General features: G+C 68.1%; 13 protein-coding genes, 3 tRNA genes and 3 pseudogenes. 9 read left to right on the top strand and 10 right to left on the bottom strand.

What is annotated here, in order from left to right; genetic code table 11:
- Positions 1-215: 215 nt before the first annotated feature.
- Entirely contained in the window at positions 216-563 is a 348-nt protein-coding gene (locus ASD90_RS14215; protein WP_056757805.1) for a hypothetical protein, read from the top strand.
- 197 nt (positions 564-760) lie between these two features.
- On the opposite strand, the gene ASD90_RS14220 is transcribed toward ASD90_RS14215, so the two are convergent.
- The 3 genes and pseudogenes from ASD90_RS14220 to ASD90_RS24745 all read right to left on the bottom strand — a co-directional run.
- Positions 761-2,461, bottom strand: coding sequence for a sigma factor-like helix-turn-helix DNA-binding protein (locus ASD90_RS14220; protein ID WP_056757808.1), 1,701 nt, complete (start codon positions 2,459-2,461; stop codon positions 761-763).
- Between the two features lie 477 nt (positions 2,462-2,938).
- Complete coding sequence (locus ASD90_RS14225) at positions 2,939-3,922, bottom strand: aldo/keto reductase (protein WP_056758863.1); 984 nt, start codon at positions 3,920-3,922, stop codon at positions 2,939-2,941.
- Positions 3,923-4,077: 155 nt separating this feature from the next.
- A pseudogene (locus ASD90_RS24745) lies at positions 4,078-4,275 on the bottom strand (hypothetical protein); the annotation flags it as partial.
- Between the two features lie 97 nt (positions 4,276-4,372).
- Here ASD90_RS24745 and ASD90_RS14230 point away from each other — a divergent pair.
- A complete protein-coding gene (locus ASD90_RS14230) occupies positions 4,373-4,585 on the top strand; it encodes a hypothetical protein (protein ID WP_056757811.1) in 213 nt (70 codons plus the stop codon).
- Positions 4,586-4,930: 345 nt separating this feature from the next.
- Positions 4,931-5,413: a hypothetical protein gene (locus tag ASD90_RS14235; protein WP_157623186.1), complete on the top strand. Its 483-nt coding sequence runs from the start codon at positions 4,931-4,933 to the stop codon at positions 5,411-5,413.
- Positions 5,414-5,554: 141 nt separating this feature from the next.
- On the opposite strand, the gene ASD90_RS14240 is transcribed toward ASD90_RS14235, so the two are convergent.
- The 3 genes and pseudogenes from ASD90_RS14240 to ASD90_RS14250 form a co-directional block, all read right to left on the bottom strand.
- Positions 5,555-6,010, bottom strand: coding sequence for a hypothetical protein (locus tag ASD90_RS14240; protein WP_157623187.1), 456 nt, complete (start codon positions 6,008-6,010; stop codon positions 5,555-5,557).
- 97 nt (positions 6,011-6,107) lie between these two features.
- Positions 6,108-6,710, bottom strand: a complete 603-nt coding sequence (locus ASD90_RS14245; protein ID WP_056757821.1) for a DUF1349 domain-containing protein — start codon at positions 6,708-6,710, stop codon at positions 6,108-6,110.
- A 322-nt stretch (positions 6,711-7,032) separates the two neighbouring features.
- A pseudogene (locus ASD90_RS14250) lies at positions 7,033-8,121 on the bottom strand (IS110 family transposase); the annotation flags it as partial.
- A 319-nt stretch (positions 8,122-8,440) separates the two neighbouring features.
- Here ASD90_RS14250 and ASD90_RS14255 point away from each other — a divergent pair.
- From ASD90_RS14255 to ASD90_RS14280, 6 genes and pseudogenes are all read left to right on the top strand, one after another.
- The gene (locus tag ASD90_RS14255; RefSeq protein ID WP_056757826.1) at positions 8,441-8,695 is read left to right on the top strand and encodes a hypothetical protein; all 255 of its coding nucleotides are present in this window, start codon (positions 8,441-8,443) and stop codon (positions 8,693-8,695) included.
- A 623-nt stretch (positions 8,696-9,318) separates the two neighbouring features.
- Positions 9,319-9,696 carry a hypothetical protein gene (locus ASD90_RS14260; RefSeq protein ID WP_056757829.1) on the top strand — a complete coding sequence of 126 codons (378 nt, stop codon included), beginning with the start codon at positions 9,319-9,321 and terminating at the stop codon, positions 9,694-9,696.
- A 539-nt stretch (positions 9,697-10,235) separates the two neighbouring features.
- Positions 10,236-11,207: an aldo/keto reductase gene (locus ASD90_RS14265; protein ID WP_056757832.1), complete on the top strand. Its 972-nt coding sequence runs from the start codon at positions 10,236-10,238 to the stop codon at positions 11,205-11,207.
- Positions 11,208-11,362: 155 nt separating this feature from the next.
- The gene (locus tag ASD90_RS24005; RefSeq protein ID WP_200958630.1) at positions 11,363-11,572 is read left to right on the top strand and encodes a hypothetical protein; all 210 of its coding nucleotides are present in this window, start codon (positions 11,363-11,365) and stop codon (positions 11,570-11,572) included.
- Between the two features lie 166 nt (positions 11,573-11,738).
- A complete protein-coding gene (locus tag ASD90_RS24010; RefSeq protein WP_235506667.1) occupies positions 11,739-12,410 on the top strand; it encodes a MerR family transcriptional regulator in 672 nt (223 codons plus the stop codon).
- 20 nt (positions 12,411-12,430) lie between these two features.
- Positions 12,431-12,766, top strand: a pseudogene (locus ASD90_RS14280) (YnfA family protein).
- A gap of 180 nt (positions 12,767-12,946) precedes the next feature.
- Here the strand turns inward: ASD90_RS14280 and ASD90_RS14285 are convergent.
- The 4 genes from ASD90_RS14285 to ASD90_RS14300 form a co-directional block, all read right to left on the bottom strand.
- A complete protein-coding gene (locus ASD90_RS14285) occupies positions 12,947-13,303 on the bottom strand; it encodes a nuclear transport factor 2 family protein (RefSeq protein ID WP_056757836.1) in 357 nt (118 codons plus the stop codon).
- 783 nt (positions 13,304-14,086) lie between these two features.
- Positions 14,087-14,161 (bottom strand) — tRNA-Val (locus ASD90_RS14290).
- Positions 14,162-14,194: 33 nt separating this feature from the next.
- A tRNA-Cys gene (locus tag ASD90_RS14295) sits at positions 14,195-14,265 on the bottom strand.
- A 28-nt stretch (positions 14,266-14,293) separates the two neighbouring features.
- A tRNA-Gly gene (locus ASD90_RS14300) sits at positions 14,294-14,366 on the bottom strand.
- Between the last annotated feature and the right edge of the window lie 24 nt (positions 14,367-14,390).

Below are 14,390 nucleotides of genomic sequence, written 5' to 3' on the forward strand. Positions count from 1 at the left end.
ACGCAGGGAGGGCCCCCTTCTTCTGCTGCCCCAAGGGGCGCAGATCGTTTCTTCTCGGTGCTCATGCGCCCACCAACGAGAGCCGAACCGGCCAGCCGGAACGGGGCCGTGACCCGTCCGGGCCTTGATGCCGAACGGGGCGGCGGTGGGTATGGCTGAGGGAGATCGTCGGCGCCCGGCCTAGGGCGACCGAACCCGACACACGGAGGCACCCCATGAAGAGACTGCTCATCGTCACCGCCGGCGCGGTTGGATTCCTGCTCGGCTCGCGGGCCGGTCGGGAGCCCTACGAGCAGTTCATGCGCGCCATCGGCCAGTTGAAGGACGACCCCCGCGTGCAGGCGAAGGCGCACCAGGGTGCCCAGCTCGTGCGCGAGCAGGCGCCGGTCGTGGCGGACAAGGTGGCCGATGCCGCCCGGACGGCGACCGACAAGGTCACCTCGGCGGTTTCGGGGTCTACCGAAGCCGGCGCCGCCGACTCGCGCCAAGAGAACGCGGAGGACCCTGTCGAGCGGGCCGTGCAGTTCCAGAAGGACCACGGGCCCAAGGGTCCGCTGCCCTGAGAGCCTGCCACCTGATCAGGGCGTCGGACTCCGGGTCCGACTCTGCCAGCGACGTGACGCCCATGACGCCGGGTTCCCGGACATCGGCCAGACCCAGCCTCCCGCGACCAGAGGGATGCGCACTCATGCCCTGACCGGCATCTCTTCGAATGGGGCGGCCTGCTCTCGGTCGTCCCGAGCGGTTCCTGAGCCTCCTTCTAGCCGACGGTGAATCGCGCCCCGAGCGCGATGACCGGTGGCACGGTCGCCGAGGTGAGGAAGCGGGAGACTCGGGAGACGATCCCGCTCTCCGGGTTCCAAGCCATGATCCACGTGCCGCTTGTCGCGACGGAGAGGTAGAGCACCTCACCGCGGACCGACCATCCCAGCACCGTGCAGCAGCCGGGGTCGCGGGGCTGCTCCTCGCCGAACACAAGCATCCGCTCGTAGCCCATCCGGTTGGTGGCGACGATGACGGTGCGGGGCGCGGCCGCCTGCAGGTGGCGGTCCTGTCCCGGGCCGAGCGCGAAGGCGGACGCGTACTGTGCCGCGTTGGACACGGTCCCACCCAAAGGGCGCGTATGCGGCCAGTCAACGGGGACGGGCCGTGCGGACGGGTTGGGCAAGTGCTGGTCCAGGACGGTCTGGCCGTTCTCGACCCGGAACTCTCGCGTGCCGGGGCTGCGGGGTGGGTCCGATGCGGGCCACCGTGGGGACAGTCCTGGCGACCATGTGCCGGTTGCCGAACCGGCCCGGACGTAGCCGCCCAGCCACCCGGCCCACTGCAGGTCGGGCGACGGGATCGCGACGTCGTGCGCCGTACGGGTGCCGACGTCGACCACGACGACCCTCCCCGGCTGGGGGAACGCGAGGCTCGTCTTGTCACCGGAGAACGCCCACACGTCCAGCGGCGGGCCGCCGATGCCGGGTCCGGTCCGCAGGCCGACGAGGGCAACGGTGTCGAGGGTGAAGAGCCCGCCGTCACCCCATACGACCACGGGAACCCACTGACCCGGGGAGCGCTCCTCGAGGTAGACCGCGTCACCGAGCGCCTTCAGCCCGCTGGGTCGGTGGCTGCTCGCGAGCTCGTGGGGACGGTTGGGGTCGATGATGGGCGTCAGGCCGGTCGCGAGCAGCGGCTGGCTCGCCTCCGTGCCGGCTTCGGGCGCGACGACGTACTTCGGGCCGTCCGCGGTCGTGTGCCAGACCGCCCCGGCCGCCTGCGGCACCGGCGTCAGGTCGGCCGTCGTGGGGAGTGCGAGCCGGGTCACCCCGGGGAACCCGGTCGCCCCGGCGGTGCGGATGATCGCTTGTCCTCGACCCCCGGCCCACACGCCTGCCGCCCAGACGGCCGCGACGACGAGCGCCGAAAGCACGCGGCGCCGCGTCGCCGACCGCTGAAGCAGCGCCTGCCGCCAAGCGCGATCCGCGAGGTCGACCTCCAGAACGCCCGCGCTGGCCTCCTCCAGCAGCGCTCGGATCTCCCGCCCGGTCGGCGGCGCCCCGCCCGACCGAGCTAGGGCGTGCCGGCCGCCCAGCTCCGCCTCCCGGGCCCGGTGCCGGGCAATCCCCAACGCCTCTGCAGTCTCGTCCACCGACCGGTTCTCCCCGAAGCGCAGCACGAGCACGGCGCGCTCCCGTGGCGGGAGCAGGGCGAGGGGAGGAACGCCGAGCGAGTGCCGGTCGGCCGGGGCGATACCCGCGGCCGCGGCCACGGCGTCCCGGTGGACGCGGGCGCGTACGAACGCCTCAGGCGACGCGTCGGGGAGGTGCCGCCAGCGGCCGGCGAGACTCGTGAGCACGCCCAGCACGAGCTGCTCGGCGCAACGAACGTCACCGGTCACGAGCCAGGCGCCGCGGAGCAGCCCCAGCTGCCGTGCCCGCACGTAGCCGGCGAAGTCCGCGTCGATCACGCGCATACGCCCTCCTCTTCCAAGGATGGACGCAGTAGCGGCCCGAGCACATCCCCCGGGGCAGCAAGGGGTCCGCTAGGTCACGGCCGGCTCGCCGTCACGGATGCGCAGCCAGCGGGCGCCGACGTTGTGCTGTAGGACGGGCACAGAAACGGCAGGCCATCCCGGAAACCGGGTCTGACCTGCCGTTTTGGATGTCGGCGATACTGGGTTTGAACCAGTGACCTATTCGGTGTCAACGCGAAAGCCCGGGCGGACGAGCAGGTCGCTTGTGCTCGTGTGAGTCCACGTGAGTCCCTGTCTGTGGCGCTATCTCCACCGCGGTTGTCACTCACTTAGTCACTCAACCGAGTCCCTCGGCTGCAACCCTCAGTGTCAGGTGTGTCGAGGTCGCGCCCCTCCCCCAGATTAGTGATCGTCCGGATCTCCCGATGAGCGGGCTCGGGACCCCTGCTGGTCAGCACGTCTATTCCGGCGGTCACTTCAGCTGCTGGTGTCGATGCTCAGAGCTGTCAGAGCGGTCAGGGCGTCGAGTTGGGCATTCTCGAGGACAACGTCCGCGGCCGAGGCATTGGCCGTGATCTCATCGACTGTCTCGGCACCGACGATGGCGGAGGCGACCGCCGGGCGGGACAGAAGCCAGGCGAGCGAAATCTGGTGGGGCCGCAGACCCCACTCCTCGCTGCACCTCTCGATGGCCCGTCCCACGTCCAGCTCTGCTTCGCTGAACCCAGGACCCGAGAACCGCATGTCCCCTTGGACTTCGCGCTCCAGCACGCCCATCCCTGCGAGCAGGCCGCCGTGGAGGGGAGCGTATGGGACGAGGGAAAGGCCGAACTCGACGCATGCCGGAGCCAACTCACGCTCGGCAGCGCGGTCGATGAGGTTGTACTTCACCTGGACACAGACTGGGGCGTGCAAGCGGCGGTCATCGGCGATCCACAACGCTTGAGTGACCTGCCAAGCCGGGTAGTTGGAGAGCGCCACGTACCGCAGTTTGCCCTGGCGTACCAGGTCGTCATACGTCGACAGCGTCTGCTCCAGAGCCGTATCGGCATCCGGGGCATGCGCGTAGTACAGGTCGATGTAGTCCGTTCCCAGCCGGGCCAGGCTGTTCTCGACTTGCTGGATGATGTGCCGGCGCGACAGCCCATGGTCGTTCACGCCCGGCCCCACCACTTCGCGCGACTTCGTCGCCACCACCACCTCGTCGCGGCGACCGGCGAGTGCTCGCCCGAGGATGACCTCGGCCGGTTGGCGTTCGGACGCGGGTGGCGCGCCCGCCCGGTCGAAGGTGGGCATGTGGCCATAGACGTTCGCGGTGTCGAAGAAGTTGATGCCCAGGTCCAGCGCGGCATGGACCACTCGCTCGGCGTCGCGCTCATTCGGCGCCACCCCGAAGGTCGCGGTACCTAAGCAGATCCTGGAGACGTTGACGCCTGTCCGGCCTAGCGGCATGTACTCCATGAGCCACCTCATCGTCAGCTATCCAGCCCGAGGCACGCACGGGCACCTCGGCGGTCAAGGCGCTAACAAACCTACTCAGACATTCCAGAGTCCAGCGGGCGCTGAGCGCTGCACAAGACCCACGCACTGGTCCGTCCGGGCGTCCTGTCATGCCGCTACTGGCGCAACACGTAGCGGTCCCGGGGTTCCCCATTAAGCGCAGGGTCCGCGGGTCCGGCCAGTTCCATTCCGCATCGTTCGTACAAACGCCTGGCAGCCACTCCGCCCGGATATCCGGCGGTGAAGGTAACCACGTCGATGTCGCCGTCAGGCCACCGCTCCATTGCCGTGTGCACGAGTGCGCGGCCCAGCCCGCGGCCCCAGCGGCGACCCTCCGGCCATGAGGCATGCCCACCCGTGCCCCCTGAGGACCAGACGCTCGGTCATGCCGCGGATCGGCAGCGTTCAGCTATGACGCCGGTGGAGGTCGACGGGGAGCGCTTCGAAGTAACTGAACGGATCAGCGAGCCCGGGGTCTACGAGATCCGATGGGTTTCCGGTCCCCACGACGGGTACGGCTTCGCGACGTCGTCCTACTACGGAGAACGCAAGACCGAGGCCGAGCTCGAGGACGCGATCCGCAACTTCCTGCGCCAAGTTGGCCCCTCCGGGTACATCGAGTAGCTCAACCGTGTCTGCCGCATGTTGCGCATGGACTGGACCTCATCGGCCCTCAGGACTGTCCAGGTCCCTGTGCAAGCATGTCTCGCCCGCCGACCGAAGAACTCTGCGACGGGACTGCCCAACAGGCGGGACTCCTCAGGGACACCGGAAAGTGTCCTTGTGCCGTCGTCCGTCGTCCGGACGACTCCAGAGGCGACGTTCGTACCGTCCACATTCGCGACTCCAGACCGCGCCGCTAAGGGGCGCGGGGAACTCGCGACGTGAACCAACGGCACCCGGCCGGCTCACCGGGCAGGATCAGGGGTGGATGACCTCCGTCCCCACCACACCAAACAGGAGCCGACGATGACCGACACCCCCTCCACGCAGCCCTTCGAGCCACCCGCGGCCGCTGCGAGCAGCACACCAACCCCACCGGCCGAAACCCAGGACGCCACCGGGTTCACCGACGCCGAGCACCGCACCCTGCGCTCGGCCGCGATGCTGGCAAGCGCGTGGGTGTCACGCGCGGAGAAGGGGATGTTCGACAGCATCAAGGAGTCCTTCGCCGCGTCGAAGGCGATCGCGGGCTCACCCCCAGAGGTCGCCGCCCTGGTCGGCAAGGGCGGGTTCCCCGAGATGCCGAAGGGTACGCCCGCGGACGTCGAAGCCCGTACCTTGGCGCTACTGGGCGAAGCGGTCTCGCTGTTGCAGGCAAAGGCTCCCCAGCTCGTCGACGGCTACCGCGCCATGGTCCTACAAAGCTGTCGTGACGCCGCGGCTGCAGCCGACGACACCTCACCCAACGAGACGGCTGTCATCGCCAAGGTAGAAGCCGCGCTGGCTTGACCACGGCCGCCGGTCACTGGATGCAAAGGTCCGCTACGCCTAACGGTGGACGCCGCAGCGCCTACCGAGACGCCATCTCGCGGTTCATAGATGCGGTGTGCGAACGTCCGCAACTGCCGCGGATGGTGTGTGGCCACCGGTTCAGCGCCTCCTGGCCTTCAACTCACCGATCGGGATCATGGAAAGGCGCCCGAGCGAGGCTCGCACTGCGGCCGCCTCAGCATCGGTCACATTGAAGGAGAGGGAGGAGCCCGTGTCCGAGAAGTACGCCACCCACCGCATCGACGCGTCGTAAAGCTCGACGCCGATGGACCACAACGCGAACGCGCGGAGCAGACTCACATGCTTGGGTTGGCGAACATCAAGTTCGATTCCAAAGCCTGAGTCTCCACACCCCTGCGGCAGGCCCACCTGCACGAGCGCAGCCTGCGTCGCGCGAGCCGCGGCAGGCAGATCTCTCTGATCTGAAATGGCGTCGATCCACACTGTCTCCACCCGAGGAAGGACGACATCAAGGACGGCCTGACACGCACCATCAGCCTCGACTCGATCAACCAGATCCCGATCAACGGTGTATTCGGCAACCAGCTCAGCCACGAGGACAGTCTGCCGCCCAGTCACCGTCACACGTTCGCCTCTGCCACCAGTCGGTCGTGCCGATGTGCGGGCTCTCGTCGCCGACTCTTCAGTCTGCTCAGGGGTGGAGAGACCGGTCCGCCTCGACGAGCCGCATGTCGGTGAACCGCACGACAAGGCCCGAGCGCGTGGGCGCGCAGCACAGAAGTCCCACGCGTAGAGGCCCGGGCGGTAAGGGTGCTACGCGCACGAGCCGCCAGGTTTCGTCGCCGCTTCGGGCCCGGACCGTGAGTGCGTCGCCGTTGCGACTTGCCCGTACGACGACGGCGTGGCCCGACCACTCCGGCACGGGGGCGACCGACCAGTCCGAGACACCCCGCGTGACGACTGCTCCTAACTGCAGGACGCCGTCGGCCAACTCGACACCGGCCTTGATCCACTGCTCGGCGTCGGCACGGATCAGCAGGCCCGCCTGATCGAACTGGGCCGAGAAGTCAGCGATGAACCTGACCTCAGCGGCCGTCCCGTCGGGGAAGTCCGTGAGGAGGGCGTGGCCTGTGTCGTGGATGAACCCGTAGGAGGTGGTTCGCCACAGGTCGCTGCCCTCCGCCGCCGTGACCAGCAGGTCGTCCTGGTCGCGGGAGACCTGCGGGGGTGGGTTCAGCCAATCAAGGTGCCGCCAACCCGTACGCCACCCGTCAGCCGGTCCTCGGTCGGTCACGGAATCATTCTTTCACGACTGCGGGTTCGCGCGATTGCAGTGGACGTCCAACCGCGCGGTGTGTGTTTGGCATTCTGACGGCAGGCAGCGCTGTGCGGTCGCCCTCAGCCTGGTCGCATCCATCGTCGTGGCCCTGCTCCACCAGGAGAACCTCGGGGGCGCCTGCACCCGTCCCCCTGGGCGTTGAGGAATTCGCGTCCGCTCACGTCGACTGATTCTCGTCGGGCGCACGACCACGGCCTCGCAGCATCCCCGTCGATAGCCGCGCGGCGCACCGGCCAGGACGAGAGGACCGAACATCCGCACATGGCTCCCTTCTGTGTCAAGACGCCGTGGACATGAGCGTTCTAGGCTGGGTGTTGACGGGTCCGGGAAGTGGCTTGTCCGAAGAGCTGGTGTGGGGTTGTGAGCCGGTCGCGCTGGAGTCAGAGTCGTTGCCCCGGTGCCCTCCCGGGCCCGTCACCCGCCCAGCCACATAGTCGCCGAGCACGGTCCGGAAGACGAGGTCGGACAGCCGGCGTTTGAGGCAGCGCATCGCCTCCATCGACGTCTTGCCGGCGGCTTTCTTCCGGTCGAAGTAGGCCCGCCCTTCGGTCGGGGTGCGCAGCTGCACGGTGGCCATCATGTGCAGCACCCGGTTGATCTGCCGGTTACCGCCACGAGAGAGCCGATTCCGGACGTGGTCCCCGGAGGACGCGTCGATCGGGGCCGTGCCGGTCCAGGACGCGAAGTGGTTACGGTCCGGGAACCGGGCCAGGTCCCCGACCTCGACGAGCAGCCGTGCCGCACCCGACGGGCCGACACCGTGCAGGCCCAGCAGTGAGGTGCCAGTCGCGGCGACGAGCTCCCTGAGCTCCTTGTCGGCGGCCTTCTTCCGCGAGTACATCCGCTCCAGGTCCGCGACCAGCTCCGCGGCGACGCGCTTGCGGGTCTTGCCGACGGCATCCCGCGGTCGCACCGCAGCCAGGATGGGCTTGGCCTGAGCGGCGGAGAGGTGCTTCTTCGCGCCACCAGGCAGCATTTCCAACAGGATCCGGTGCAGCTGGCTGATCTTGCGGGTGTGCTCGTCCCCGATCGAGCGGCGCCGATCCACCAGCAGCTGCAGCACCTCGAGCTGCGCATCGGACACGATCGGGCGCTGCCCGTCCATCCGGGTCCCGACCAGCGCGACCGAGTGCGCGTCGGTCCCGTCGGTCTTGCGCCCCTGCCCGGTCGCGAACACCCGCGCTCGAGCTGAAGGCTTCGCCGGCACGTCCACCACGACCTCACCGCCGCCCAAGAGCCGGTGGGAGATGTGCCGGCCGATCCCCTCGCAGCCCTCGATGGCCCACACCCGCTCCGGCCAGGCCGCTACGTGCTCGAGCATCGCGGCGTACCCCTCGACGCTCGTGTCGAAGCGGCCGCCGCCGACGACGGACTCGTCGCGACTCCGAAACCCTCGGCTACACCACCGAGCTCGACACGTACCCGCCGATCGTCACGTTCCACACCTGGCTCGTCGACGCCGCCGGATGGTCCGGCCAGCATGACGTCGACGAAGCAGCGGTCGGTGCCGCCACCATGCCCAGCGACGACACCGACCTGCCGGCAGTGTCATCCCGGAACACTTGGGGGACATCCGAGGACAAAGTCACCGCTCAGGTAGGAGGGTCGTCCCACTCGAGCGGTGACGCCGGCTGCGCCAACCTATCCAGCACAGACCGCGCAGGTGGCCGATTGCAGGAGAGCGCGTGAAGCTCGACCGACCCTGCCCCCGCTGCGACAAGCCGATCGCCGACACCGGCGCGGTCTGCCGTGCCTGCCGGCGCGACCTCGCGGCCCTGCTACGCACCGCGGCCGCGTACATCGACACCGGGCGCTTCGACGATGTGGTCGGCCGGCGTACCCGCACGAACGTCGGCGTCATCAAGCCGAAGCCGAGCGCCCGCGGCGTCTACCAGGGCCCGTGGTGCGGCGGCGGCTGGGACTGCGGGCACCCGTCGTGATGGGTCGTGTGGTACTCGATCCACGTCCGGTCCTTCGAAGCCGGCGGCCGCATCGAGGACCATATCTCGAACGAGCCCGCCGGCGTGATGAACGAGGGCGCGGCCGAGGCCCGCTGGGTCGTCGAAGCGACCGCGCGTGCCTGGGCCGACCTCATCCACCGCGAACGGGGCACCCTCATCCCCGTGTCGAGGCCCCCGATCGAAGGCGCGAGCACCTCGGGGCGATCGGCGACACCCACAAGCCGAAGGACGGCCGCACCCCGCGGTGCATCTTCGGCGATCTGCCGTTCGACCAGTGCGGCTGCGGCCGCCCACACCAGGAGGAAGCATGAAGCCCGACGCTGCCACCGCAAAAACCGTCGACAGAGCACTTGTGAGACCGGAGTTCCTGAGAGATCATCGTGCGCGCCACCGCCTGCCCTCTCTGCTTGAGCCAGGCGGTGGCGCTATGGACGAGATACCCTTCGTGCCCGAACCTGCACCCGGTAAGCCCGTCAAGTGACCGACGAGAGGGCGTCTACGCCCGACCTGCTGCGCTACCTCGCCGACCCACCGACTGGCTCGCTCACCGACCAGGCGACGAGGCCCTCGACGCCTCCGACGAGCTCCAACTCATCGCCGCCATGGTCGTTGCCACCAGCGACACCCACGAGCCCGGGGTGTACGCCGGCCCCTGCGACATCTGCGGCGACGAGCTCTACGCGAAGCCCGGCGCGAGAGTCGTCCACTGCCGCCTCTGCAACGTCGACTACGACGTCGAGCCTCGCCGGCAGAAGCTCCTCAAGAAGGCCGAGAGCAAGCTCCTCGGTGCCGCCGACATCGCCCGCGTCCTGACCGGCGTAGGCCTCAAGGTCACCCCCGAACGAGTCCGCACATGGATCGCTCGCGAGCAGCTCAAGCCCGCCGGGATTGACCGTGCGCGCCGCCCGCTCTACCGCCTACGCGACGCCCAGAGGCTCGCCGAGCAGGGCCCGTTCAAGGCGACACGGCAGGCTGCTTGACCACATCAGCCCTTCTGTCACGCATTCGAGCAGTGGGACGACCCATACCCACTCCACGACCGAAGGCCCACCTCACCCCTCGTTGAGGTGGGCCTTTCACATGCCCCCCGCCGCCGCCGACCACACGCAGCCAGCCACGAGCGGCACCGTGCGAGCGAGCAGCGGGCCCACCGTCTCGGCCATGTGAGGGGACACGCCGAGACCGCCGGCGGCCGCAGACCTCCAACCCGACACATGGGTGTGCGTCGAGAACAGGCCCGAGGTGCGGCCGCCGGCACCCGGCGTATGGCTGAAACGTGCTGACCTGCGTGACGCGGAGAGCCCGGCGAGTGTGCGCCACTGGGGCTGGGTCGAGCCCAGTGCGCGGATGGAACGCGGAAGCACTCCTCCTGTGTCATGCCGATGTGCGGACGCGGCAGTGAGGCTCCCACGTTCTTGGCTGGAGCAGTGTGGCCCAAGCTGCGTACACGCAGGTCTGTCGCACCACGGTTGGAACTATCTGGAACCCGCGCTCCGCCGCCTGCTCTTAGGCTGGAGCGATGGAGCAGAGAAGACTGGGCAACACCGGACTACGAGTGAGTCGCCTCGCGCTCGGCTGCATGAGCTACGGCGACCCCACCACCGCCGCCGCGCACCTCTGGGCCCTCGACGACGACGCGGCCGAACCCTTCTTCCGCCAAGCCGTCGACCTCGGCATCACCTTCTGGGACACCGCCAACGTCTACCAGCACGGGACCTCCGAGGAGCTCGTCGGCCGCGCCATCAAGCGGTACGCGCGCCGCGAGGACATCGTGCTGGCCACCAAGGTCCACGGGAAGATGCACGACGGCCCGGGCGGCCAGGGCCTGTCCCGCAAGGCCATCCTCGAACAGGTCGACGCCTCCCTGACGCGGCTCGGGACCGACTACATCGATCTCTACCAGATCCACCGTTTCGACCCGGAGACTCCGGTCGAGGAGACGATGGAAGCCCTGCACGACGTCGTCCAGGCCGGCAAGGCCCGCTATCTCGGGGCCTCCTCCATGTACGGATGGCAGTTCGCGAAGCTCCAGCAGGCAGCGCACCTGGGCGGGTGGACCCCGTTCGTGTCCATGCAGAACCAGTACAACCTGCTGAGGCGGCACGACGAGCCCGAGCTGATGGCCATGTGCGCCGACATGGGCGTAGGTCTGATCCCGTACTCGCCGCAGGGCAAGGGACGTCTCGCGCGACCGTGGGGCGAGCAGTCCCACCGCTCCACCGTGGACCACGTCGTTCAGGCCTTCGACTCACCACTTGACGAGCCCGTCGTCACCGCAGTCCAGAAGGTGGCGGATGCTCGCGGCATCAGCATGGCGCAGGTTGCTCTCGCTTGGGTGCTCAACAACTCCGCCGTCTCAGCTGCGATCGTCGGCGCGACCAAACCTCACCACCTATCCGAAGCGGTAGCGGCCCTTGACGTCCACCTCACCGACGACGAAAACTCTGCGCTGGAAGCGCCCTACACGCACCACGGGCCGTCGTGGTTCTAGCCAGTCGGCCCCTCGGCAGATCCCCTGACTCCGCCGAGCACGGACCCGGGAAGCAATAACCGGATTTGCCGCGAGCCGAGCGTTCCCCGATGAATAGAGGGGTGCGCCAGCAGGCACTTGCATCCCGTGCTGAGGTACGGGTTTACCGTCATTGTATGAACCTCAACCTGATCGACGACAACCCTTGGGTCCCCTCGGCCTGCACCCTGCCGATCGAGGACCAGCCGCTCCGTGTCGCCGAGTTCGACGACTTCTTCGCCCACGACGCGGTGGGCCTGAACCGGCTGTCGCCGAACCAGCTGCGGTTCGAAGTCCGCGCTGATGCGGCTGCCGCCAGCCGCGCGGCCAGCCTCGCTGTCAAGTAGACCGGCTGCTCCTCGTTCTTCACGTTCGAGCTGACGATCTCCGCGGGCGCTGTCGACCTGGTCGTGACCACGGCGGAGACCCATGCGGCCGTCCTCGCGGCGTCGGCGACCGCGCCGAGCGCCTGATCCCTGGAGCCACGGCATGACGGGCCTGAGGTCCGGACAGGTGGCGGACCTGGTGGGCATCAACGTCGAGACCCTCCGCTATTACGTGCGACGCGGCATCATCGCCGAACCGGACCGATCCCTCGGCGGGCACCGGATGTACAGCGAGGAGACCGTCACCACACTGCGCGTCATCAAGGCAGCGCAGCACCTCGGCTTCACCCTCTTCGAGGTCGCAGAGCTGCTCGAGGCCGGTCGGCACCGGCATGGCAGCGGACTGCAGGCCAAGACCGAGGCGAAGCTCGCAGAGGTGGAGCGCAAGATCGCCGACCTCGAGGTCATCCGGGACAGCTTGGTCGCGGCGCGTGAGGCCGGGTGCGACGACCTCGTCGCCTGCGCTGGATCGGAATGCTGCCCGATCCCGTTCGTCCAGATCACCACCCGACCCGAGACGAGCAGTCGGTCAAGCCTGCCATCAAGGACCGCCACCTGTACGGCGTGGGCGCAGCAGCCTGCGCCGTCTGCTGCGCCGCACCGATCATCGGTGTGCTCGGCTTGGCAGGAGCTGCCGCCGCCGCCGTCTCCTTCGCTTTCGCCGGGCTCGCCTTCCCATTGGTTGTCGCAGGCATCGGCCTGGTGCTCACGCTTGCACGCCGCCGCACCGAACGCGCGCAGCACTGCTCTCCCGCCGCAGGACGTCCCGGTGGACGTGACCATCGGCCCGCCGCGGTAGCCGACTACCCTTCCACGTCCATGGACACCCTGCGCAGCATCGTGCTCTTCGTCGCCGCAGCGATCGCCGAGATCGGCGGTGCCTGACTGATCTGGCAGGGAGTCCGTGAGCGTCGGGGATGGGCCTGGATAGGTGCCGGCATCATCGCCCTCGGGGTCTACGGCTTCGTCGCCACGCTGCAGCCCGACGCCAACTTCGGCCGCATCCTCGCCGCCTACGGAGGGGTCTTCGTCGCGGGATCACTCGCCTGGGGCATGGTGGCCGACGGCTTCAAACCTGACCGTTACGACATCATCGGTGCGCTCATCTGCCTGGTCGGGGTCTCGATCATCATGTGCAGCCCGCGCCCGGACTGAACGTCCAGATTTGCCGCACTGAGGGCGGCTTCGATCGTCACACTTTGCCGCCGGGGCGTCGTGCCGATTTCAGGACGTCCCAAAAGGGATGGCGCCTGCATTCAGCGGACGCGAGAAACTGCTGATGGTCGGGGCAGAGTCAGTTCGGTCCCGCGCCATCCTGTTTCCGATACCCCTTCGCTACGGCGACGGGGGCATGAAGGACGCGATGTCGCCATAGGCGCGCATCGCGTCGATCCGATCGGCCGCCAGGTCATAGGCAACGCAGAAGAGGATGCGATCTTCGTCGCCGGCGCCGGCGCATGTTCCTTCGAGGTAGGCCCCGCCCTGGGCGGACATCAGTTGACGGGTGCTCAGATCGGGCATGCGAGCGTGCAAGCCGTTGATGGCCCCTTCCACGGCCTCAGCACCGTGGACTACCGCGCCACTCTGAATCGTGGTCCATGTGACGTCCTCGGTGAAGAACTGCTGGAAGCTGCCCGTACCAAGAGCTGTGAAGTAGGCGGACATCGTCTGGCTGGTGTCGTCGGTCGACATCCGGGCTCCCTGCTTCGGCAATCACGAAAGGGTCCACTCAGTGTGCGCCGCTTCCTGCGGATCCACCAGCGGCCTCTGCGCCCGAAGCCCCTGGGCTGCTATCCGCACATGTCGCTTGCCGCATGTTCGTTCTCAACACAGGAGATCGCTACGCGGACCACACCCCGTGACGGCCGACGACTCGCGAACTCGACCCGTCTGTCCGTCATTCTTTCCAAGAGCGAGGGCCTAGCGGAGCGCCTCCTTGTCGCATCTGCCTGGTCGCCATCAGCTCCTGATGGCCGCAGCGCTGGCAGACGAGCATGTCCTTGTCCCCGGGCTTGTGGAGGTACATGTGGCCCATGACCCAGCACGGGAAGTTCTTCAAGCGCATACTCGATCGTCCACCCGCCCGCGCCCGAGCGGTATGGGTTTCGGCATTCCGAGGAATTCGTCGAGCAGGCTGAAGACCGCGGTGAACCGATCGACTGGCAGCAGGGCGTAGCGGACCGAATGCTTGCTTGGCGAGTCGAAGCCGGCGGCTGAACGAAGACAGGGTGGAACGGCCAGTCATGCCGCTGGTCGCGGTCCTCGAATCGGCTAGCGCCTTCTCACCAAAGCGGCGCCGGGGCCATGGAGCGCATCTTCGGCCAGGAGCCGTGACCGACGTGCTCGCAGCGCCGGGGCCACGATCTGGATCGATAGTCACTCACTTAGTCACTCAGTCCGAGATCTGCGCGCCCGAGCCCACACGACATGACAGCCCCTGACTGGCGTTTCCGCTGGTCAGGGGCTGTCTCGTGCTGGTGGGCGATACTGGGTTTGAACCAGTGACCTCTTCCGTGTCAAGGAAGCGCGCTACCGCTGCGCCAATCGCCCGTGGTGTTGCTGGTACTGCGTGGTGTCTCACCGAGGTGGAGACGGGATTTGAACCCGTGTACGCGGCTTTGCAGGCCGCTGCCTCGCCTCTCGGCCACTCCACCGTGGAAGGCAAGTGGATCTTTGCCTCCGAGCGGACGACCGGGCTCGAACCGGCGACCTCAACCTTGGCAAGGTTGCGCTCTACCAACTGAGCTACGTCCGCGGGAACACCAGCGGTGTAACTTCC

Origin of the sequence: Terrabacter sp. Root181 (assembly GCF_001428505.1) — a bacterium.
Taxonomy (GTDB): Bacteria; Actinomycetota; Actinomycetes; order Actinomycetales; family Dermatophilaceae; genus Terrabacter.

What these genes read in the sequence shown, in the direction of transcription:
- ASD90_RS14220 (WP_056757808.1), bottom strand. Translation starts at nt 2,461, where the DNA reads ATGCGCGTGATCGACGCGGACTTCGCCGGCTACGTGCGGGCACGGCAG.
- ASD90_RS24005 (WP_200958630.1), top strand. Translation starts at nt 11,363, where the DNA reads ATGAACCTCAACCTGATCGACGACAACCCTTGGGTCCCCTCGGCCTGC.
- ASD90_RS14230 (WP_056757811.1), top strand. Translation starts at nt 4,373, where the DNA reads ATGACGCCGGTGGAGGTCGACGGGGAGCGCTTCGAAGTAACTGAACGG.
- ASD90_RS14225 (WP_056758863.1), bottom strand. Translation starts at nt 3,922, where the DNA reads ATGGAGTACATGCCGCTAGGCCGGACAGGCGTCAACGTCTCCAGGATC.
- ASD90_RS14285 (WP_056757836.1), bottom strand. Translation starts at nt 13,303, where the DNA reads ATGTCGACCGACGACACCAGCCAGACGATGTCCGCCTACTTCACAGCT.
- ASD90_RS14235 (WP_157623186.1), top strand. Translation starts at nt 4,931, where the DNA reads ATGACCGACACCCCCTCCACGCAGCCCTTCGAGCCACCCGCGGCCGCT.
- ASD90_RS14260 (WP_056757829.1), top strand. Translation starts at nt 9,319, where the DNA reads ATGGTCGTTGCCACCAGCGACACCCACGAGCCCGGGGTGTACGCCGGC.
- ASD90_RS14215 (WP_056757805.1), top strand. Translation starts at nt 216, where the DNA reads ATGAAGAGACTGCTCATCGTCACCGCCGGCGCGGTTGGATTCCTGCTC.
- ASD90_RS14265 (WP_056757832.1), top strand. Translation starts at nt 10,236, where the DNA reads ATGGAGCAGAGAAGACTGGGCAACACCGGACTACGAGTGAGTCGCCTC.